The organism is Butyrivibrio sp. AE3009 (assembly GCF_000420845.1).
Classification (GTDB): domain Bacteria; phylum Bacillota; class Clostridia; order Lachnospirales; family Lachnospiraceae; genus Butyrivibrio.
In genome coordinates, this window is sequence record NZ_ATVS01000015.1 from 1 (window position 1) to 20,949 (window position 20,949).

General features: G+C 43.8%; 20 protein-coding genes. 19 read left to right on the forward strand and 1 reads right to left on the reverse strand.

All coding sequences use genetic code 11. From position 1 onward, the window contains the following. Positions 1-100 precede the first annotated feature (100 nt). Positions 101-1,210: a hypothetical protein gene (locus G588_RS23015; RefSeq protein WP_242830354.1), complete on the reverse strand. Its 1,110-nt coding sequence runs from the start codon at positions 1,208-1,210 to the stop codon at positions 101-103. 305 nt (positions 1,211-1,515) lie between these two features. Between G588_RS23015 and G588_RS0109415 the strand changes: the two genes are divergently transcribed. The 19 genes from G588_RS0109415 (at position 1,516) to G588_RS0109505 (ending at position 20,924) form a co-directional block, all read left to right on the forward strand. Further along, a complete protein-coding gene (locus G588_RS0109415; RefSeq protein WP_022778485.1) occupies positions 1,516-3,582 on the forward strand; it encodes a glycogen debranching protein in 2,067 nt (688 codons plus the stop codon). Further along, positions 3,579-4,919: an MATE family efflux transporter gene (locus G588_RS0109420; protein ID WP_022778486.1), complete on the forward strand. Its 1,341-nt coding sequence runs from the start codon at positions 3,579-3,581 to the stop codon at positions 4,917-4,919. Before G588_RS0109415 ends, G588_RS0109420 begins: the two co-directional genes overlap by 4 nt. A gap of 34 nt (positions 4,920-4,953) precedes the next feature. Further along, on the forward strand, positions 4,954-6,165 hold the full coding sequence (locus G588_RS0109425) for an ATP-grasp domain-containing protein (RefSeq protein WP_022778487.1): 1,212 nt from the start codon (positions 4,954-4,956) through the stop codon (positions 6,163-6,165). A 364-nt stretch (positions 6,166-6,529) separates the two neighbouring features. After that, positions 6,530-6,676 carry a flagellar FlbD family protein gene (locus G588_RS23515; protein WP_081644310.1) on the forward strand — a complete coding sequence of 49 codons (147 nt, stop codon included), beginning with the start codon at positions 6,530-6,532 and terminating at the stop codon, positions 6,674-6,676. A 67-nt stretch (positions 6,677-6,743) separates the two neighbouring features. Next, complete coding sequence (locus tag G588_RS0109435) at positions 6,744-7,547, forward strand: motility protein A (protein ID WP_022778489.1); 804 nt, start codon at positions 6,744-6,746, stop codon at positions 7,545-7,547. Then, entirely contained in the window at positions 7,547-8,380 is an 834-nt protein-coding gene (locus G588_RS0109440) for an OmpA/MotB family protein (RefSeq protein WP_022778490.1), read from the forward strand. Before G588_RS0109435 ends, G588_RS0109440 begins: the two co-directional genes overlap by 1 nt. 20 nt (positions 8,381-8,400) lie before the next feature. Continuing rightward, positions 8,401-8,940, forward strand: a complete 540-nt coding sequence (locus G588_RS0109445) for a flagellar basal body-associated FliL family protein (RefSeq protein WP_022778491.1) — start codon at positions 8,401-8,403, stop codon at positions 8,938-8,940. 40 nt (positions 8,941-8,980) lie between these two features. Beyond that, on the forward strand, positions 8,981-9,964 hold the full coding sequence (gene fliM / locus G588_RS0109450) for a flagellar motor switch protein FliM (RefSeq protein WP_022778492.1): 984 nt from the start codon (positions 8,981-8,983) through the stop codon (positions 9,962-9,964). Between the two features lie 3 nt (positions 9,965-9,967). Further along, entirely contained in the window at positions 9,968-11,200 is a 1,233-nt protein-coding gene (fliY, locus tag G588_RS0109455) for a flagellar motor switch phosphatase FliY (RefSeq protein WP_022778493.1), read from the forward strand. Positions 11,201-11,216: 16 nt separating this feature from the next. Continuing rightward, positions 11,217-11,558 (forward strand): flagellar biosynthetic protein FliO, encoded by a 342-nt coding sequence (locus tag G588_RS0109460; protein WP_022778494.1) that lies wholly within the window; start codon positions 11,217-11,219, stop codon positions 11,556-11,558. After that, complete coding sequence (fliP, locus tag G588_RS0109465) at positions 11,558-12,496, forward strand: flagellar type III secretion system pore protein FliP (RefSeq protein WP_022778495.1); 939 nt, start codon at positions 11,558-11,560, stop codon at positions 12,494-12,496. Before G588_RS0109460 ends, fliP begins: the two co-directional genes overlap by 1 nt. Positions 12,497-12,541: 45 nt before the next feature. Further along, positions 12,542-12,814 (forward strand): flagellar biosynthesis protein FliQ, encoded by a 273-nt coding sequence (gene fliQ / locus G588_RS0109470; RefSeq protein WP_022778496.1) that lies wholly within the window; start codon positions 12,542-12,544, stop codon positions 12,812-12,814. A 21-nt stretch (positions 12,815-12,835) separates the two neighbouring features. Further along, a complete protein-coding gene (locus G588_RS0109475; protein WP_022778497.1) occupies positions 12,836-13,621 on the forward strand; it encodes a flagellar biosynthetic protein FliR in 786 nt (261 codons plus the stop codon). Next, a complete protein-coding gene (gene flhB, locus G588_RS0109480) occupies positions 13,596-14,750 on the forward strand; it encodes a flagellar biosynthesis protein FlhB (RefSeq protein WP_022778498.1) in 1,155 nt (384 codons plus the stop codon). The genes G588_RS0109475 and flhB overlap by 26 nt, the downstream gene beginning before the upstream one ends. 50 nt (positions 14,751-14,800) lie before the next feature. Beyond that, positions 14,801-16,858: a flagellar biosynthesis protein FlhA gene (flhA, locus tag G588_RS0109485; RefSeq protein WP_022778499.1), complete on the forward strand. Its 2,058-nt coding sequence runs from the start codon at positions 14,801-14,803 to the stop codon at positions 16,856-16,858. A gap of 1 nt (position 16,859) precedes the next feature. Beyond that, positions 16,860-18,146, forward strand: coding sequence for a flagellar biosynthesis protein FlhF (gene flhF, locus G588_RS0109490; RefSeq protein WP_022778500.1), 1,287 nt, complete (start codon positions 16,860-16,862; stop codon positions 18,144-18,146). A 13-nt stretch (positions 18,147-18,159) separates the two neighbouring features. Next, positions 18,160-19,098, forward strand: coding sequence for a MinD/ParA family protein (locus G588_RS19785; RefSeq protein ID WP_022778501.1), 939 nt, complete (start codon positions 18,160-18,162; stop codon positions 19,096-19,098). Positions 19,099-19,131: 33 nt separating this feature from the next. Then, positions 19,132-19,851 carry a flagellar brake protein gene (locus G588_RS0109500; RefSeq protein WP_022778502.1) on the forward strand — a complete coding sequence of 240 codons (720 nt, stop codon included), beginning with the start codon at positions 19,132-19,134 and terminating at the stop codon, positions 19,849-19,851. Between the two features lie 2 nt (positions 19,852-19,853). Continuing rightward, positions 19,854-20,924, forward strand: a complete 1,071-nt coding sequence (locus G588_RS0109505) for a protein-glutamate methylesterase/protein-glutamine glutaminase (RefSeq protein ID WP_022778503.1) — start codon at positions 19,854-19,856, stop codon at positions 20,922-20,924. The last annotated feature ends 25 nt before the right edge of the window (positions 20,925-20,949 follow it).

The following is a 20,949-nucleotide window of genomic DNA, read 5'->3' on the forward strand; positions in this document are numbered from 1 at the left end:
GGATTTATCCACACCATGTCCATGCTGGTTTGGGGGAGAGAGGAGATTTTATGAAGATAGAAAAAGCCTCGACTCAAGGAGTCGAGGCATATGAAAATGCTTAGGTTTGCTTGTTTGCTTCGTCGTATTCTTTACAGATCTGTTCTCTGAACGTAGGATCATCAAGGGCTTTTACCATGTCGGAATTGCGTCCTGAATCAAGGAGCCATTTGTATACAAGACTTATATGGCTTTCACCTTCTGCACGGCCTTCTGCACGGCCTTCTGCACGGCCTTCTGCACGGCCTTCTGCACGGCCTTCTGTACGACCCTCAGCAAGACCGGCTTCACGTCCTTCGGCGAGGCCTTCTTCTCTGAATTGATGCTTATAACTATTTATGGTAAGCATTTCAAGTTCTTCATTAGTTATCATTTTTCTAACCTCATGATTCTCTGAAAACTTGGCAACGTCCTTATAAAGATCTAAAAGAAAAGGATTGCTTCGTATTGCCTCTCTTACAGCGGGATGATTGATATCTGCAATCATGGCGAGCAATGTAAGAAGCTCTAAATCTTCATCTTCATTATAGGTTTTGTTCACAAACTGTTCAAGAGCCTTATCTAACTGTACAAATGCTATATTTCTGAGCATAGGGAACTCCATACCTGTGTCAGATATAGCTTTGTTTACACGATGTATGTATCTTGAGCTGTCAAAGTTTTTGAAAAGTTTGGGAGATTCCTTCATTAGTATGACGAATATTACATCTAAGATATTTGAATAGTTGATTTCTCCTTTGGATTTTCCTGCTTTGGCAGAATATTGAAGAAGCAGTGCCTTGGAGGAATAGATATCAATTCTGTTAAATATAAATTCCTGTGCCACTTGCTGTATTTCCAGATCTGCATATCGCTCATCCTTAAGCCAAGAGGGGATATCAGTTATAGATTTCTTGGCCTCGAATGAATCTACCGGTGGCTCATTTGTGGCGGAGCTATTTGCAAAGATGGTATAGTCTCCGGTTACGTGCTGCATTAGATAATCGAATCTCTCGGGATGGATGTCTGGAGAGAGGACGAGTTTACTGATTGTATCTGTTGCGATGGAGGCCAGCTTTTTGTTGTCAAAGATATCCAGCAGGTTCTGCTTAACATCTTCGGGCATCGATAAATTGTTAATTACTCTTTGTCTTAATTCCTGTAATTCTTTTGATTCTTTTGTTTCTTCCATAAAATCTCACTTTCTTTAATGTTTATTAACCCTGTGTACAAGCATACTTGGGATTCTTTGACGATCAGTCAAAATTGAAGGGCATAGCCCAAATTGAAATCAGCAAGAATTGCTGACATAAGGATAATAGCACATTCACAGGCAAAAATCGTGAAGTAATTGTGAAATTTAGTTGCAGATAATGGTCTTATACAAATGTAATAAAAATACGTGAATTATAAAACAGTATTTTGTATTGATTTTAGAAAAAATTTATGATTAAATATTGCCGTTTGCGTTTCGTTTAGATTATGAGGAAAAAATCTATGAACTATATTTTTGATGGAGTTAAGTGTGCTCCGGGGCATGCGCTGCCTTTTGGTGCGTCGCTGACAGGTGACGGTGGAATCAATTTTTCCATAAATTCCAAAGACGCTGAAGCATGTATCCTTGAACTATATAAAAAAGACAGCGGACCTGTTTTTGCAAACATCAGGATTCCACAGGAGTTCAAAAAGGGCAACAACTATTCGATCATCGTCTATGGACTGGATCCAAAGATGATTTCCTATAATTATAGATTTGAAGGAAGATATGAGCCTTCTGAAGGCTTAAGGTTTAATCCTGATTGGTCACTTCTTGATCCTTATGCTAAGAGCGTAACGGGCAGAGAAGAGTGGCACAAGGATGTTTCACTTCCCATGAGAGGCAAGATTCTCACAGAGGAGTTTCGGTGGGATGATAATCCACTGATTGACCTTTCCTACAACGACTTAATAATTTATGAAATGCATGTCAGAGGTTTTACCAACGATCCTGCATCCAAGGTAAAGTGCAAAGGAACCTATAACGGCATTGTAGAGAAGATTTCTTATCTCAAGGACCTGGGAATCAACTGTATCGAGCTTCTTCCTGTGTTTGAGTTTGACGATCTGGAGGATAACGGTTCCTACAACGGAGAGCCTCTTTACAATTACTGGGGCTACAACACGGTTTCATTTTTTGCCCCGAAGGCTGCTTATGCCAAGAGTAATACTCCAGACGGCATAGCTCATGAATTCAAGAACATGGTTCAGGAGCTTCATAGAAACGGTATAAAGATAATCCTTGACGTTGTGTTTAATCACACCGCGGAATATAACGGAAAGCTGGGCCTTACCTACAATTTCCGCGGCATAGACAACCGTTCCTACTATATTCTTGATGAGAACGGTGAGTATGCAGACTACACAGCCTGCGGCAACACCTTTAAATGTAATGATCCCATGGTGGCAGGCTTTATCGTGGACTGCCTCAGATACTGGAAGGATGAGTATCATGTGGATGGCTTTAGATTTGACGAAGGAGCGATCCTCAGCAGATCCGCCACAGGGGAAGTAATGAGTAACCCTCTTGTCCTCGACATGATATCAAAAGATCCTATTCTTGCAGATGCAATCCTGATAGCTGAAGCTATCGATGCTTCAGGACTTTATCAGGTGGGCTGTTACCCCGCTGATTCCCGCTGGGGAGAGTGGAACGACAAGTTCTCACACTGTATCAGGAAATTCATCAAGAGTGATGAAAGCGCAGGCCCTGAGCTGATAAAGCGCATCAAGGGATCTCCTGATATTTACAACGAAACTTACACACACTTTGGTGTTAACTATGTGACCTGCCACGATGGCTTTACCATGAATGATCTGGTTTCCTACAACGACAGGCACAATATAGAAAACGGCTGGAACAACGAAGACGGAATCCATGAGAACTACAGCTGGAATTGCGGTGTAGAGGGTGAATCTGATGATAAAGAGATCGAGAGCCTTCGCAGCAAGCAGGTAAAAAATGCCTTCGCGCTTCTTATGCTAAGCCGCGGCGTTCCCATGATGCTTGCAGGTGACGAGATCAGAAACGGACAGAAGGGTAACAACAACGTCTTTTCACAGGACAGCGAGATTTCCTGGATTAACTGGAAAAACGAGAAGGCCCACAAGGACGTACACGATTTCTTTAAAGAAGTAATTAAACTTAGGCAGGATCATCCTGTTCTTAGATCCACATATAAAGGAACTGACAAGAATTCAAGCGATTACCCGGAGCTTTCCTTCCATGGAACCACTCCCTGGGAGCTTGATGAGAATGCACCTTTCTTAACTTTCGGGTTTATGTATGCTGAGACGAAGGCTGATCACAATGCAGATGAAGACTGCTTCATATACTGCGGTGTGAACGCTTTCTGGGAAGACCAGACTTTAGGACTCCCCATCGTTCCGGAAGGCTTTGAATGGAGCCTTTACGTAACCTCTGCCAACAGGAAGTATAAGAAAACTGATATAAACGACAGTATTACATTAGAACCCCGTAGCCTTACAATCCTTATTGCAAAAAAGACAAGGAGGAGCTCTAAGTGAAGAAACAGGAAGATATTAAAAGAGAATACTTAAAACTACTCCCGGTCCAGATAATCGGTATTTTGGTGTCGGCAACAAACGCTCTGATCGACAGCGTTATTACCGGCAGATACATTGGCTCTGAGGCCCTTGGAGCAATAGGCCTTTTTGCACCTGTTATCTCAGCGGTGGGATTTTTCATGATCCTTATTACAGGCTTTGAGATCCTCTGTAGTAACGCCATGGGAAAAAAGGATAGTAAAGAAGCCAGCGCACTTTTTTCAACCTGTATATTTATGGCGGCCCTTCTGTGCATACTGTCCACTGCTATATGCATATTGTTCAGAGCTGTGCTGTCACAGCTTCTTGGAGCAGATGAAAGCTCAAAGCAGCTCCTTATGGACTATATTTCGGGATATTCCCTTGGATTTGTGGGGGACGTCCTGTGTGCCATATTTATGATCTTTCTGCCTCTGAACGACGATACAAAAAAATCCTATTTCGGCCTTGTGGCAATGATAAGTTCAAACATAATTCTTGACCTGGTTAATGTACTGGTGCTGGACATGGGAACCTTCGGAATGGGCCTGGCTTCATCAGTAAGCTACCTTCTATCCGCAGCCATCATGCTTCCTGGCTTTACCAAGAGCGGAAGACTTTTGAAGCTTGGCTTTAAGAACCTTAAGTTCAAGGATATGCCTGAAGCCATCAGACTTGGTTCGCCGAACCTTATGTTTACGCTGGGAACCGTAGTTAAGGCTTATGTTTTTAACAGAGTCCTTGTCAGCAGCTTTGGCATTCCCGCCATTGCAACAGCTAACGTTCAGGGAACTCTCTGCAGCTTCCTTGGTGCAATACCCCAGGGCTGTGCTGGAGCCTTCCTCTTTATCGGAAGTATGTACTACGGAAGTAAGGATAAAAAGAGCTTTACCCAGGGGTTTAGCTTTGCCATGAAGATCGGTGCAGCTCTTTCTGCCACTGCAGCTGCTGTACTTATGATCTTTTCCGGCATGATCGCATCATTTTATTTTGATTTTAATGAAGAGGCTTATATTATGACAAGAGACATGCTTTTGGTGTTCCCGTCATTTTTGATCTTCAACACAGCACTGAATCTTCTTCTGAAGGTTTATCAGAGTCAGGGGAAAATTACTCTGGTAAATGTCTTTTCAATAGCTGAGAACCTGATGATTGCGGGACTTGCCGTTGTTCTGATAAAGGTTATCGGAATAAACGGTGCATGGATTGCATTTCCGCTGACAGAATTATTATGCATACTTCTCGTCTGCGCAGACATAGTATTTAACGGTAAAAAAGGGGAGGAACCCGTAAGGGAATGGATTAGTGTTAAGGAATGAGCTTTTGGTTTTCGAGTAAAAAAGGAGAGAAGTAATGAATTTTTGTTTTATATCACCTAATTATCCTGAGTGCTACGGCAATTTTTGCGACAGATTAAAAAAGAACGGCGTTAATGTCCTTGGTATCGGCGATGCTCCCTATGATGAGCTTTCTGATATGCTTAAGGAGGCACTTACCGAGTACTACAAGGTTGATTCACTTATGGATTATGACCAGGTATACAAGGCAGTAGCATATTTCGCATTTAACTATGGAAAAATAGATTGGATCGAATCCCAGAATGAATTCTGGCTTGAAAATGACGCCAGACTCCGCGAGGATTTCAATGTTAATACAGGCGTTAAGGGCAGCGAGATTGATAAATACGTACATAAAGCCATGATGCATCAGATGTATGCAGATGCCATGATCCCTACAGCACCCCAGATCACAATAACTGACCTTAGAAAGGCTAAGCAGTTCGCCAAGAAGGTTGGCTATCCTGTTATTGTTAAGCCCGAGAGAGGAATGGGGGCATCCGGAACCTGGAAGATCAGAGATGACAAGGAACTGAAGGCATTTTTTGATGAGCTTCCCGAGACTACTTATGTTATGGAGAAGTTCCTCTCCGGAAGAATCTGTGCATTCAATGCTATCTATGATGCCAATGGTGAGATAGTATTCGAGCAGTTTATGGAATGTGATCCTATCATGGATGCTGTCGCTGAAGGAAATGATTTATCTTACTTTACAATTCCCAAGGTGCCTCTTAATGTGCATCTTCTTGGAAAAAAGATAATCGATACCCTTGGTGCCAAGTCAGGCCTTGCTCATATTGAATTTATCAAACTTGACCAGGATTATCCTGGAATCGGGAAGAAGGGCGATTTATCAGTACTTGAGCACAACATGAGAGCTCCCGGCGGTTTCACTCTTGATATGATGAACTTTACAGGCTCCTGCGATATCTATGACCTGTACGCAAGAATGGTCAAGGGAGAGGATTTAAAGAAACTGGTTTCCAAGGATACCTATTACTGCGCCTATGCAGCAAGAAAAGAGCATTTCTGCTACAAGTTCTCCCATGAAGAGCTCATGGAGAAGTTCGGCGAAGCTGTTATGATCGACCGTTTTATGCCTGAATCAGATTGGGAAGCTATGGGTCAGTATATGTATATCGCCAAATTCAAGACTTCAAAGCAGGCTGAAAATTTCATGAAAACAGTTCTTGCCAAGCAGGGCTGCGCTGTTCGTGAAATCGCTTAAGAACTTATTTTATATAATAAAATGACGGCTGAAAAATAAATTTTCAGCCGCCATTTTTGTTTTATCAAAAAATTACTGTTTTTTACGTTTATAAGTGGTACAATTATTTTAATACCACAATATATAGTATTATGCCTTTTTATATTTATTGTTTTAGCAAATTAATTTCATATAATTTTTCGTTAAATGAAATTATTCTCCATTTGTGACCAAAATGTGAACATTACATGGAGATTTAGGGGGATAAAAATGATAAAATATAGATAGACAGAAATAAAATTTCAAAATTCTTGAAATAATAGGCTAATTGAAATTCATCGGGGGATGAGATGACATGGACAGCCAATTGCTTATTTTGACCAAGATGGATACACGAAAAATAGTCATTAATTCTCGGTGTATTCAGACAATTGAATCAAGTCCGGACACAGTCATAATTCTAAGCGGGGGAAGGAAACTTATTGTTAAAGAAAGCTTGGATGAGATTGTAAAAATGATCCAGGAAGGATGACCTTGTTGGTCTTTTGTGATTTTCTTATGAACAGGTAGTATAAATATACTATAAGGGGGTATATTACGTGGATATAGCGTCATTACTTGGTGTAGTATTATGTTTCATATTCATGATTCTGAGTATTGTGTTCGGTGCAGGAATCACCGGTGTAAAGTACTTTCTGGATGCTCCTTCTGCTATGATCACATTCGGAGGAGCCTTCATGGCGGTTCTTGCTTCGCGAACCATGCCAAGTTTCATTAACGGTCTGAAGGCTTACACCCTTATCTTTAAGATGCCCAATTTTGACACTAAGGGCACCATCAAACAGATCATCGACCTGTCCAATACAGCCCGTAAGGAAGGACTCCTTGCACTGGAAGAAGCGGCAGGTAATCTTGAAGATGCTTTCATGAAAAAAGGCGTAGGACTTATCGTCGACGGTACAGAACCGGAGCTTGTAAAAAGCATTCTGGAAGCCGAGATCGATGCCATGTCCGAAAGACATAAAGAAAACTATTCATTCTACGGAGACGTTGCCGGCATGGGCCCTTCCTGGGGTATGATCGGTACACTTCTCGGACTGGTTCTGATGCTTCAGAACATGTCAGATCCTTCTTCAATCGGACCGTCCATGGCGGTTGCTCTTATCACTACATTCTATGGTTCAGTTCTTGCTAACTGGTATTGTTACCCGGCGGAGAATAAGTTAAAAGCCAGGGACAATGCAGAATATATGGCAAAAAGTATCATAATTGAAGGTCTGTTATCGATTCAGGCCGGCGAAAACCCCCGTGTTACCGAAGAAAAGCTTAAATCATTCCTTTCACCTGCCGACAGGGCAGCTTATGAGGCAGAGAATGGTTCCAGCGATGGAGGCGGCGAATAATGGCAAAGAAACCTGAAGAGATTAAACCGGGTTTGCCTGCGTGGCAGGGAACTTTCGGTGACCTGATGAATCTTCTTCTTTGCTTCTTCGTTTTGCTTTTCTCAATGGCCAGTATGGATGCGGCGAAGTTTGAAGAGGTGGCAGCATCCTTCAGTTCAGCCTTCGGTATCTTTTCCGGAGGTGAGATGGCAATTGGCAAGGGAGCACTTATTGGAGACGGTGTGTCCCAGCTGACTGAGTTATCTGCTTATACCACATCAATGGGCCTTGCCCAGAGCGGCGATGACGCTGAGGAGGAACGAGATGCGGTGGGAGAGATGGAACAGCAGGAACTCATGGAGGCAGCGGAAGAGGAACAGCTGGAAGCATCCGCTGAGCTTGCTGAGAAGATTGAGAAAGCTCTTGAAGAGGGAGAAATAGAAGATCAGGTTTATGTAAATTACACAAGTCAGTATGTGCAGCTCACAATCCAGGGCGCAATACTTTTTGATTCCGGACAGGTTGATCTTAAGGAGGACGCACTTCCCGTCGTTGACAAAGTGGGACAGATCCTTGAGACCTACGCCGGAGGAACCATCGAGATTGAGGGACATACAGATAACATACCCATGGGAGGAAAAGGAAAGTATTCCAATAACGATGAGCTAAGTTCCGGAAGAGCTCTGTCGGTGTTCTATTATCTTCAAGAGAACACCAACCTGGACCCTTCAAAGATTGTACATACAGGACGAGGGGAATACGACCCAATTGCTGATAATTCCACGGACGAAGGCAGGGCAAGAAACAGACGTGTTGAAATTAAGATCTACAATCCACTTAGCGCTTCTTATTGAGCAGGAGGAAAAAACAGACAATGAAAAAGAACCTTTTATCCATCATTATTCTGGCATTACTTGTTATCAATCTGGGAATGACAGGATTTATGCTTCTTAGCGTCATGTCCACCAATTCCCAGACAGCCAAACTGATATCGGATATAGCAGCTGCTCTTGAACTTGAAGCAAGCGGTGGCTCCGGCGGAGGCTTCGGGGGCTCGGCAGTTCAGCCTGTAGGCGTTGACAACCTTGCTACCTTCGAACTTACCGGCGATGACAAGATGACAATCAACCTGAAGGCAGGAGCCGATGGAAAGACACATTACATGGTTGTGGAAGTTGTATTCTCACTTAATACAGCCAATACGGACTACGCAACAATGGGAAGTTCCGAATCAATGGCAGCCAAGAAGAGCCTTATAAAGGCTAAGGTTCAGGAAGTTCTGTCATCACACACTATGGAAGAGATTCAGGCCAACGAAGCTACTGTTAAGGATGAGATCCTTGAATCTGTTCAGGATCTGTTCGGTTCCAACTTTATCTATGAAGTAAGCTTCTCAAGTGTGCTGTATCAGTAATGTTTTTTACAGAAAAAAGTTTTAAGAGAGGAGAGACATTGTGAGTGAAGTACTGTCACAAAATGAAATAGATAGTCTGCTGGCAGCACTCTCAACCGGTGAGCTTGATGTAGACCAAATGCAGGCCGCGGACGAAAAGAAAGTCAAAGACTATGACTTTAAACGTCCCGCGAAGTTCTCAAAAGAACACCTTCGTACTCTGGAGATGATCTACGAACACTATGGCCGACTTTTGTCTACCACGTTGCCTTTGTATCTTCGTAAGAATGTATCGGTATCAGTGGCCAACTCTGAGACGGTAACATATTCCGAGTTCAGTAACGCCCTGTCAAACCCTGTAATCCTTGGAGTTATCAATTTCCTTCCGTTGCAGGGAACCATCATTCTGGAGCTGCAGGCAAATATAGGTTTTTCCTTTATTGACAGAATGCTTGGAGGTGAGGGAGGAACCCTTGATAAACCAAGACCCTTCACCGACATTGAGATGCCCCTTATAGAGAAGCTTGTTACCATCTGTATGCAGCTGATGGTAGAGCCCTGGCAGAACGTAGCAGGCATCAATCCCGTAATGGAGAGAATTGAGACCAATCCGCAGTTTGCACAGGTTATCTCACCAACGGATATGATCGCCATCGTAACGCTTAACATCAAGATCGGTGATACGGAAGGTCTGATGAACGTCTGTCTTCCATACTTCACTCTTGAGAGTGTTATGGACAAGCTCAATACCAAGTTCTGGTTCTCAACAATGCAGAAGAACAACGACGAGGACTATGAAGAGACCCTTGAAACCATGGTCAAGCACGTTGATGTTCCTGTAAAAGCGATACTTGGTAAGTGCAATGTTTCAGTTAATGATTTTGTACATTTACAGGCCGGAGACATAATAAGGCTTGATAACAGAGTAAATACGGACATGCAGATATATGTAGGAAATCTCTTCAAATTTACTGCATTGCCCGGAACTGCCAAAGACAAGTATGCCGTCAAAATTACGTCGGTTGTAAGAGAGGAGGATGAGTAGAGCATGGATGGAATGTTATCCCAGGACGAAATTAATGCTTTACTGGCCGGTATGGATACTTCCGGCGGTGGAGGTGATGCCGGCGGTGATGGAGCAGGAGATGCTCCGGCCGAGGCTGCTGCCGCATCGGCGCCTGCTGCAGGCGGAATAGATGAGTCACTTCTTACGGATTCCGAAAAGGATGCCATCGGTGAAGTGGCCAATATCAGCATGGGATCATCGGCAACAACGCTGTATTCCCTTGTTAACCAGAAAGTAAATATCACAACCCCTCAGGTTGAGCTTGCTACCTGGGAGACTGTGATCAATAACTATGAGAGACCCTGCGTATTTATCCAGATCAAATACACCGTAGGTCTTGACGGAACCAATATCCTGATCCTGAAAGAACACGACGTAATGGTAATCACCGACCTTATGATGGGCGGAGACGGTACCAATACGGAAGGTGAGATCGGAGAGCTCCAACTGTCAGCCATTTCTGAGGCCATGAACCAGATGATGGGTGCTGCGGCTACGTCTCTTTCCACCATGATCAATCAGAAGGTAGATATCAGCCCACCGCAGGCTACCCTTCTTGACATGATTAATGACGATCCTTCGGATATTGCGGATTTCCTGACAGGAACCTTCGTAAGAATTTCCTTCAAGATGCAGGTCGGAGATCTTGTAGATTCAACGCTTATGCAGTTGTATCCCATAGATTTTGCCAAGACTCTGAAGGATACAGTTATTTCTGGTGATTCAGGCGCTGAAGCTGCTCCTGAACCTGCACCTGCTCCGGCACCCGCGCCCGCTCCGGAAGCTGCTCCGGCACCCGGACCTATGCCTGCTCAGGATCCTTCAATGATGCAGGGAATGCCTCAGATGGGTATGCCCCAGATGGGAATGCCTCAGATGCAGATGATGCCTCAGATGCAGATGATGCCCCAGATGATGAATATGAATATCCAGCCTGCTCAGTTCCAGAATTTTGCAGGTGGAACCACCATTATGGCAGGCGGCGAGAACATCGGTATTATCAAGGATGTACCATTGGAGGTTACCGTAGAACTTGGAAGAACAGCCAAGCCCATTGCGGATATTCTTGATTTTGCACCCGGAACCATCATAGAGCTTGATAAGGTTGCCGGTGAGCCTGTTGACGTACTGGTTAACGGTAAGTTCGTAGCTAAGGGAGAAGTAGTAGTTATCGAAGAAAGTTTCGGTGTCCGTGTAACGGAGATCGTTCAGTAAAAAAGGGAGACCGCAAATGACGGGGAGTACATATTTACAGTTTATTTCGGTCCTGATCATTTTTATCCTGGTTCTTGCGGCAGCCTACTATGTCACCAAATGGATCGCGAATTATCAGAGCGGAATGGGAAATACCGGCAAAAACATCAAGATTATTGAAACCTGCAGGATTTCTCAGACCAAGTATATTCAGATAGTTCAGATAGGCGGCAGATACGTCGCCATAGCAGTGTCCAAGGACCAGGTAACATCACTTGGTGATGTGAATAAGGAAGATCTTATCATCAAGGATGAAACTCAGGAAAACGTTAGCTTCAAAGATATACTTGAAAAATTTAAAGGCGAGAAAAAGGGTTAATGAAGAGACTAAGGGGAGATGGGAATCACAATCTGAAAATCAATCTTAAGAAGGGGCTGATCTCGGCTCTTGCTTTAATTGGCATGTTCGCATTTCTTTCTTTTTCCATTCCTATTTCAGCCGGTGCTACGGAGAATATCATCCAGGATTCAACACCTACGGATCCAACCCTTGATGAGGATCAGCATCTGACGGGGGAGAAGGATGAGAGGACCAATATCAATCCGCCCGGCGTATCCGAGGATCCTGAAGACCTTCAGGAACTTAATATTGCCAATACCGTTACGGTAACCTATGACAACGGCAACGGATCCCTCAACGGTGCGCTTAGGATACTCATTACTTTAACGCTTATTTCTCTTGCACCGACTCTTATCGTAATGATGACTTCTTTTACCAGAGTCATTGTTGCGCTTCACTTTACAAGAACGGCTATAGGTACTCAGACTTCGCCGCCCAATATAGTAATCATCGGAATCGCTCTTTTTATGACATTGTTCATTATGCAGCCTACGTTAAAAGAGGCTTATGATACGGCGGTTGTGCCCTTTGAAGACGGTCAGATGGATCAGAAGGAGTTTTTTGACACCGCAATGAAGCCCTTCAGGCAGTTCATGTACGGCCAGACTCAGACCAAGGATGTAAGGCTTTTCATGGATATTGACAAAATAGAGTGGGATGGCGAGCTGGAGAGCATTCCAAATATTGTTCTGGTTCCAAGTTTCATCGTCAGTGAACTTCGTACTGCATTTATCATAGGATTTTTGATCTATGTTCCTTTTATTGTAATAGACATGGTTGTGGCGTCGGTACTTATGAGTATGGGTATGATGATGCTGCCGCCCACAACAATTTCGCTGCCCTTCAAGATTCTGCTCTTTGTCCTGGCTGACGGATGGAGTCTTGTGATCGGCAATCTGGTGAAATCGTTCTATTGATATTTTAAGAATTAAGTCATTAAACCATATGAGGGAGGGAAGATAATGATCACAATTTCAGATATCAACTTAATAATCAGCGAAGCCCTCTATATGGTTATCAAGATGTCACTGCCTATCCTTTTGACATCGATGGTAATCGGTCTTATTATTTCAATCTTTCAGACCGTTACGTCAATTCAGGAACAGACCCTTACCTTTGTGCCCAAGGTAATCGGAGTATTTGTAATGATAATGCTTCTTGGCAACTGGATGCTTACCGAATTATCGGGATATATCATTTCTCTCTGGTCGGATTTTTCCAAATATGTCCGATAAGGCGAAGGAGAGGACGGGGCCATGATTGATTATTCCTTCAGCTACGGAGATCTTGAGATATTTCTATTGATCTTTGTAAGAGTTACAAGCTTTATATTTGTCGCCCCCTTCTTTGGAGGAAGACAGACACCTAACCTGGTTAAGATAGGTTTTGGCCTGCTACTTGCGATACTTTTGTACGGTGCAGTGCCTTTTAATCCGCCGGCATACAATACGATAACCGGATACACCGTTATTGTGTTAAAAGAGGTTATGGTCGGCTGGGTTATCGGCTACGCAGTCATGATCTGTGAACTGATAGCCAATTTCGCAGGAACCGTCGTTGATATGCAGATCGGTCTGTCAATGGTTTCTCTGTTTGACCCAAATACCAACGAGCAGGTTTCAATCACGGGAACAATTTATTCACAAGTTCTCACAATGATGCTTATTATCACGGGAATGTATCAGTACATACTTAGGGCACTTGCAGATACATTTACCCTTGTTCCGATAAACGGTGCGGTGATCAATCCCGACAGATTCCTTGAATCAATGCTTGTTTTTATGAGGGATTACATTGTTATAGGTTTCAGAATCTGTCTTCCGGTATTTATCATCACCTTTATTACCAACGTTGTTCTTGGCGTACTGGCTAAGGTATCGCCGCAGATGAACATGTTCTCTGTTGGTATTCAGATCAAGATCATCGTTGGACTAATGATAATGTTCATCACTGTTACAATGCTGGATGATGCTGCCAACTTTATTTTCATTAACATGAAGGAGCTGATGGAAAGATTTGTTTACAGCTTGCAGAGCGGCTGAAGAAGAGAGGTTTCAGCTTCGAATAGAATATAACCTGCAGTTCTTCGCTGAGGATGCCAACGGTGCTGAGAAAACCGAGCAGCCCACCGCCAAAAAGCTGGATGATGCCAGAAAAGAGGGGCAGGTTGCGAAGAGCCAGGAAATCGCCACTGCCTTCAGCTTACTCGCTTTGTTTTTGATACTTCGTTTTGGCTATGGCTTCATGGGCGAGAACTTTGTAGGTATATTTGGAAGAGTGTATGACAACATTCCAAATATTGCCAGAACCTATGACGGACATCTTCCCTGGGCTTATATAACCAGCACACTTAATAACGCAATGCTGACAATGCTGCTATTGTGTGCACCATTTTTCCTGATAGGTTTCCTGATCGCATTCTTGAGCGACATTGTTCAGGTAGGATTTAAACCAACCTCCAAGCCGCTGCAGCCTAAGCTCTCCAAGCTCAATCCTATCTCAGGTATGAAGAAGATCTTTTCGACAAGAAAACTCTTCGAGCTGGCTAAGTCAATACTTAAGCTCCTTGTTATGGCTGTGGTTATATATTCATTTTTTATCGGCAGAGATGAGAGCCTGTTCCTTTTGTATGACATGCCTCTAAGACAGGCAATTGGCCTTATGGGAAATCTTATTTTTGACCTGGGACTTCGAATTGCCATAGCATACATGATAATTGCCTTAGCGGATCTTATTTATCAGAGACGCAAGTTTAACAAAGATATGATGATGACCAAGCAGGAAGTTAAGGACGAGTTCAAGAACTCCGAAGGAGACCCTGCCGTTAAATCAGCTCAGAGAAGGAGAATGATGCAAGCGTCCCAGAGACGTATGATGCAGCAGCTCCCTCAGGCGGATGTAGTCATCACCAACCCTACACATTACGCAGTGGCCATCAAATATGATGCTGAGGAACAGGAAGCACCAATGGTCATCGCCAAAGGTGCCGATTATCTGGCTCAGAGGATCAAGGAAACAGCCAGAGAAAACGGCGTTGAGATTGTTGAGAACAAGCCCCTTGCCAGGATGCTCTATGCCAACGTTGAAGTCGGCGAGCTGGTACCGCCGGAGCTGTACAAGGCGGTTGCTGAGGTTCTTGCATATGTTTATCACTTACAGGGCAAGGTATGATAGTACTTTTTTTAGCTGTACTGTCAAATACTTAGAAAGGGGGACATGGGATGGATAAAAAAAGAATAGTCGATCGAATATATGACTACGGCCTGGCGCTATATATCGTGGCAGCGGTTGTAATGCTGATCATCCCGCTCCCGGACTGGCTTTTGGATATACTTCTTGCGATGGATATGTCACTTTCCTTTGTAATTATGTTCACCGCAATGTTTGCACAGGATGTTCTGGAGATGTCTTTCTTCCCTACAATCCTGCTTTTCACCACAATTTTCAGAATCGCCCTTAACGTATCCTCCACAAGACTTATTCTTACCCAGGGAAGTGCGGGACAGGTTATCACGGTATTTGGTTCCTTCGTGGGTGGCGGCGATCTGATCGTAGGTGCCATCGTATATGTAATTCTCATCATCGTACAGCTGATGGTCATCAATAAAGGTTCTGAGCGTGTAGCTGAAGTATCAGCAAGATTCACCTTGGACGCTATGCCAGGTAAACAGATGGCTATTGATGCCGACCTTAACACCGGAGCCATTACGGATCAGGAAGCAAGGGCGAGACGAGAGAAGATTCAGGAAGAGGCCAGCTTCTTCGGAGCCATGGACGGTGCCACCAAGTATGTAAAGGGTGATGCTACCGCGGGACTTATTATCACGGCAGTCAACCTACTGGGCGGTATCGCAATGGGCGTTCTAAGACGTGGAATGGATGTAAATGCAGCTATCGATACTTACTCAATCCTTACCATGGGCGATGGTCTTGTAAGTTCGATTCCTTCCCTGATGATCTCCATGAGTACCGGCATTCTGGTTACCAAGGGATCAAAAGAAGCGGATTTCGGTCATGTGCTTATCAATCAGCTCTTTGGTATGCCAAAGACGTTGTACCTTGTAGGCGGTGTAGTTGCAGGACTTGGTATTTTATCACCGCTTCCTACGGTACTGTATGTTACCTTCGGAGCAGGATTTATCCTACTTGGAAGAGTTGCCAGCAGAACTATTGAAGAGGTCAAGACAGAGACGGAAGTTGCTACACCTGAAGAACAGCAGGCTGAGGAGATCAGACAGCCCGAGAATGTTACCAGCCTTCTTCAGGTTGATCCTATAGAGCTTGAGTTTGGCTACGGTATTATACCTCTTGCTGATGTCAATCAGGGTGGAGACCTTCTTGACCGAGTTGTTATGATAAGGCGTCAGGTAGCACTGGAACTTGGTACGGTGGTTCCCATCATTCGACTGAGGGATAATATTCAGTTGAATCCTAATCAATATATCATTAAAATTAAAGGTATACAGGTAAGTGATGGCGAGATTTTGTTTGATCATTATATGGCCATGAATCCCGGACATGTCGAGGACGAGATCACTGGTATTCCAACCTTCGAGCCTTCCTTCCATCTACCTGCGATCTGGATCACGGAAGGACAGCGTGAGAGGGCGGAGAGCCTTGGTTACACCGTAGTAGATCCGCCATCGATCATTGCTACGCACCTTACTGAGATAATAAGAGAGCACATCGCCGAGCTTATGACCAGACAGGATGTGCAGAATCTTGTTGATAATCTCAAAGAGAACAATCCCGCTCTTGTTGACGAGCTTGTGCCTAAGCTCATGAGTCTTGGAGAGATTGAGAAAGTGCTTCAGAATCTCCTGCGTGAGGGCGTATCTATCAGAGACCTTGTTACGATATTTGAGACACTGGCTGATTTTGCTCCGTCCACAAGAGATCCCGATATTCTTACGGAGTATGTAAGACAGAGTCTTAAGAGAGCAATTTCAAGCAAATATTTTGCTGTGGGTGAAACAACTTCGGTAGTCACTCTGGATCCTAAGGTTGAACAGGAGATCCTAAGCAGCGTAAAACAGACAGAGACCGGAGCTTATCTGACTCTGGATCCTGCCAGAACGAAATCCATTCTGAATGCTGTAGGGGAACAGGTACAAAAGCTGGAGGAAGCCGGCAAACAAGCTATTATAATGGCTTCGCCCATTGTCAGAATGTATTTCAAGAAGATGACCGAGGATTACTACAAGGATTTGGTTGTAATTTCCTACAACGAAGTGGAACCTAACATAGAATTGCAATCAGTGGGGATGGTAACTGCATAATATGATCATTAAAAAGTATGTTGGAAAAACTGAAAGTGAAGCAACAGATGAGGCTAAGAAGGAGCTTGGGCAGAACATCGTCGTTATGAACGTAAGACCCATGAAAAAAAGCGGATTTCTTGCGCTGTTTCAGTCTCAGAAAATCGAGGTGACGGTGGCTCTTGAGGAGGAGACAGAGAAACCGCAGAGGACTTTTTCTCCCGATAAGAACTCAAGGCCGACTCCGAGAAAACCTGTAATCGATGAGGCAGTGAAGGATACGGCTCAGACTCTCGGCGCCGTTACTCAGTCAATGCCTTCTGCGCCCGCTAGGCCAAAGGATATCATCGATGAGAGCAGCGCTATCGAGGAAAAACTCGATAATCTCAGTAGCCTCCTGGAGAAAAATATTAAATTCAGTGAAAAAGATGACGTTTCAAAGGAACTTAAGGAGCCTGCCAAATCAGGACTTGAGACCCTGAGAACGCCCAAGCAGAGCGACATCTCCGAGGAGACTCTGTCCTTCATAAAACTGTTGTATAATACTCTTATAGAGAATGAAGTTGATGAGATCTATGTCAATCAGCTTACGGATGAAGTTGAGAAAATATGTAAACCCGGAATGCCCTTTGACTTTGCTCTGTCCAATGTATATCAGAAGATGGTACTTAAGTTTGGCAAATCCGAACCCATAGATAACGTTGAGAACGGGCCGAGAGCAGAGATCTTTGTCGGACCCACCGGCGTTGGTAAGACCACTACAATTGCCAAGCTGGCAACGGATCTTACAGTTAATCAGAAGAAAAAAGTAGCACTTTTGACAGTTGATACATACAGAATTGCCGCAGCGGAGCAGCTAAGAACCTACGCTTCAATAATCGGAATTCCCTTCAGAGTTGTATACTCCGAGGATGAGATGAGGCAGGCTGCAGAAGATTTCAAGGATTATGACTACATCATGGTAGATACGGCCGGACATTCGCTTAAGAACGAGGAACTCAAGGAGAGCGTTGAGAACTTTATCAGAGTTCTGGAGGATGTGATGGAATGTGAGAATTTCCTCGTTTTGTCAGCTACTACCAAGTACAGAGATCTGATAGAAATTGCTGATTGTTATTCATCCATGGTGGCTTACAAGCTGATCTTTACCAAGATGGATGAAACCGGAGCCAAGGGTAACCTCTATAATGTCAGAATGCATACAGGGGCACCTATAGCATATATCACCAACGGTCAGAATGTTCCGGATGATATAGCCGTATTTGACGCTCAGCGTATCGTTAAACATTTATTGGGTGGAAAGAATTAATTCGGGGATTATTATGGATCAGGCACAACAACTACGAAATATCATAAAAAGTCAGGGTGTGCCCCAAAGACCGCTTGCCAGAATCATTACCGTTACCAGTGGTAAAGGAGGTGTAGGCAAGTCCAATGTGGCCATAAACCTTGCGGTTCAGTTCAGAAAAATGGGTAAGAGGGTTATTATTCTCGATGCGGATTTCGGACTGGCCAATATAGAGATAATGTTCGGAACCATTCCGAGACATAATCTATCGGATCTTATTTATCAGGGCAAGAATATCAAGGATATCATAACCTGGGGACCTGAAGGAGTCGGTTTTATCTCAGGCGGATCAGGAATATCCGGCATGTACAATCTAAGCCGCGATTATCTTGTTTATATTATCGTAAATCTTGCCGAACTTGATGCAATTGCTGATATAATAATAATAGATACAGGAGCGGGTATTTCCAGTGCAGTAATGGAGTTCCTTGTAGCCAGTGGTGAGATTATTCTGGTTACAACTCCGGAGCCGACATCAATTACGGATTCCTATTCGCTTTTGAAGGCTCTTAATCAGACGCCGAGGTTCTCAAGAGACTTCACCAAGGTCAAGGTTGTTTCCAACAAGGTATCCTCCGACGAAGAAGGTCAGCAGTTGTTTAACAAATTAAATGCTGTCGTCGCAAGATATTTGAAACTCCCACTTACCTATATGGGGGCGATACCGCAGGATCAGATGCTGTCAAGGAGCGTGATGCAACAGTCACCTGTTTCACTTCAGTATCCCAATGCCAAGTCGGTTAAGGCTTTTGAGAGAATCGCCGGAGAACTGGTAAGTCCGGCTGAGGCAAAGGAGATTAAGCAGAGGGGAATGGCTGCTTTTTTCTCACATATCATAACAGGCAGGAAACTGAGCAGTGCTCAAATGCCGGGGACAAGCGGCCCTGTCAATTTACAAAACACTACCAACTAATTTCTTATGAGAAAATGGAGAAACTGACAATTTATGCTGGCTGATTACATTTCACCGGGAAACAGAGTAGAACTGAAAGCTACCGGCAAAATCTGGATGGATGAGGATGCTAGGACAAAGCAGATCTACATGAGTAAGGTCATGGATATCACCTCTGACGACAGGATAGAGGTGCTGATGCCCTTTGAGAAGGGAAAACTTGTGCTGCTGCCTGTGGACGGAGAGTACAGTTTGTGCTTTTACTCCACCAAGGGACTTTTCCAATGCTATTCCAGGATTGTAGACCGGTACAGAAGCGACAACATGTATATTTTGGTGCTGGATCTGACGAGCAACCTGCAAAAGCTCCAACGAAGGGAATATTACAGATTCAGCTGCGCTTTGGAACTTAAGTCAAGGTTATGTAGCACCGAAGAATTTGAAGCCTTCAAGAGAAACAGAAAATATCTTGTTGATCCGGGTTCCCTTGAAAAAAGTGTTGTGGTAGATATCAGCGGAGGAGGCCTGAGATTTGTTGCCAACTTCATGTACGAGGAAGGTAGTACAATCTACTGCTCCTATAGACTACCGGGAAATATTAACGATAAAGAGTACGAAATGATATGCAATGTTCTAAAGGTTCAAGAGCTGGAAGCCAAGCCTGGCCTGTATGAACACAGAATTCAGTACATTTACATTGACGAGACTTCCAGAGAAGATATTATACATTTTATCTTTGAAGAAGAACGAAAAATAAGAAAGAAGCAAACTTAATTATGAAAAAAATTTTGATTATTGATGACTCTGCACTTATGAGAACCGTCCTCAGTGATATCATTAATTCAGATTCAAGATTTCAGGTAGTAGATAAGGCTAAAGACGGTGTTGAAGGACTTGATTTACTTAAAAAGAAGACCTATGACGCCGTTGTTCTCGACATTAATATGCCGAGAATGGATGGAATCACAATGCTCAAGGAGCTGAATAAGGCCAAGATCAAAGCAAAGATCATGATGGCCAGCACCGACACGAAAGAGGGTGCCAAGGTTACCATGGATGCCCTTGATCTGGGAGCACTGGATTTCGTTCATAAGCCGGATAGAGCTTCGGAGTGTAGGGGAGAGGACTTTACTAAGACCTTTATTAACACTCTGGCAGCCGTAGCCGATTCCAAGGCACCTGTTTCAACCAAGAGTTTCTCCATGGAAGACGTGAAAGAAACCAAGAAGGTTGTGGATCTTGTCAGCAAATCTGCCAGCAAGATAACAGGTAACAGAATTGTAGCAGTGGCAAGCTCTACGGGAGGACCAAGAGCTCTTCAGGCAGTAATACCAAAACTTCCTAAGAATCTGAAAACGCCGGTTGTACTTGTTCAGCATATGCCGGAAGGCTTTACCGCATCTCTTGCGGAGAGACTTGATTCTCTCTCAGAGGTTAAGGTTAAGGAGGCAGCTGAAGGAGATATCCTGCAGCCGGGAACGGTTTACATCTCTAGGGGCGGCAAACATATGCATATAGTGAAAAACGGGGGCAAAAGCACTATTCACTATATGGATGGTCCCACCAGAGAAGGCGTCAGACCTTGTGCTAACTTCATGTACGAATCTCTCATGGAATCCGATTATGATGAGATTTGTTGTGTAGTTATGACAGGTATGGGTGCTGATGGAACAGAAGGAATTAAAAATCTGAAGACTAAGAAAAAAGTACATGTGATCGGACAGGAAGAGAGTACCTGTACCGTTTACGGAATGCCCAAAGCAGTTGCAACGGCCGGACTTGTTGATCAGGTTGTAAAACTCGATGACATTGCCCGGGAAATCATTATGAATGTCGGCGTGTCTTGAGGGATTTCATTACTTTTTAATTATT

Excerpts from the sequence above, each read along its gene's own strand:
- flhF (WP_022778500.1), top strand. The coding sequence starts at position 16,860 with ATGATCATTAAAAAGTATGTTGGAAAAACTGAAAGTGAAGCAACAGAT.
- G588_RS0109460 (WP_022778494.1), top strand. The coding sequence starts at position 11,217 with ATGACGGGGAGTACATATTTACAGTTTATTTCGGTCCTGATCATTTTT.
- G588_RS23515 (WP_081644310.1), top strand. The coding sequence starts at position 6,530 with ATGGATACACGAAAAATAGTCATTAATTCTCGGTGTATTCAGACAATT.
- G588_RS0109445 (WP_022778491.1), top strand. The coding sequence starts at position 8,401 with ATGAAAAAGAACCTTTTATCCATCATTATTCTGGCATTACTTGTTATC.
- fliQ (WP_022778496.1), top strand. The coding sequence starts at position 12,542 with ATGATCACAATTTCAGATATCAACTTAATAATCAGCGAAGCCCTCTAT.
- G588_RS0109500 (WP_022778502.1), top strand. The coding sequence starts at position 19,132 with ATGCTGGCTGATTACATTTCACCGGGAAACAGAGTAGAACTGAAAGCT.
- G588_RS0109415 (WP_022778485.1), top strand. The coding sequence starts at position 1,516 with ATGAACTATATTTTTGATGGAGTTAAGTGTGCTCCGGGGCATGCGCTG.
- G588_RS0109475 (WP_022778497.1), top strand. The coding sequence starts at position 12,836 with ATGATTGATTATTCCTTCAGCTACGGAGATCTTGAGATATTTCTATTG.
- fliY (WP_022778493.1), top strand. The coding sequence starts at position 9,968 with ATGGATGGAATGTTATCCCAGGACGAAATTAATGCTTTACTGGCCGGT.
- fliP (WP_022778495.1), top strand. The coding sequence starts at position 11,558 with ATGAAGAGACTAAGGGGAGATGGGAATCACAATCTGAAAATCAATCTT.
- G588_RS0109440 (WP_022778490.1), top strand. The coding sequence starts at position 7,547 with ATGGCAAAGAAACCTGAAGAGATTAAACCGGGTTTGCCTGCGTGGCAG.
- G588_RS19785 (WP_022778501.1), top strand. The coding sequence starts at position 18,160 with ATGGATCAGGCACAACAACTACGAAATATCATAAAAAGTCAGGGTGTG.
- G588_RS0109425 (WP_022778487.1), top strand. The coding sequence starts at position 4,954 with ATGAATTTTTGTTTTATATCACCTAATTATCCTGAGTGCTACGGCAAT.
- flhA (WP_022778499.1), top strand. The coding sequence starts at position 14,801 with ATGGATAAAAAAAGAATAGTCGATCGAATATATGACTACGGCCTGGCG.
- G588_RS23015 (WP_242830354.1), bottom strand. The coding sequence starts at position 1,210 with ATGGAAGAAACAAAAGAATCAAAAGAATTACAGGAATTAAGACAAAGA.
- G588_RS0109505 (WP_022778503.1), top strand. The coding sequence starts at position 19,854 with ATGAAAAAAATTTTGATTATTGATGACTCTGCACTTATGAGAACCGTC.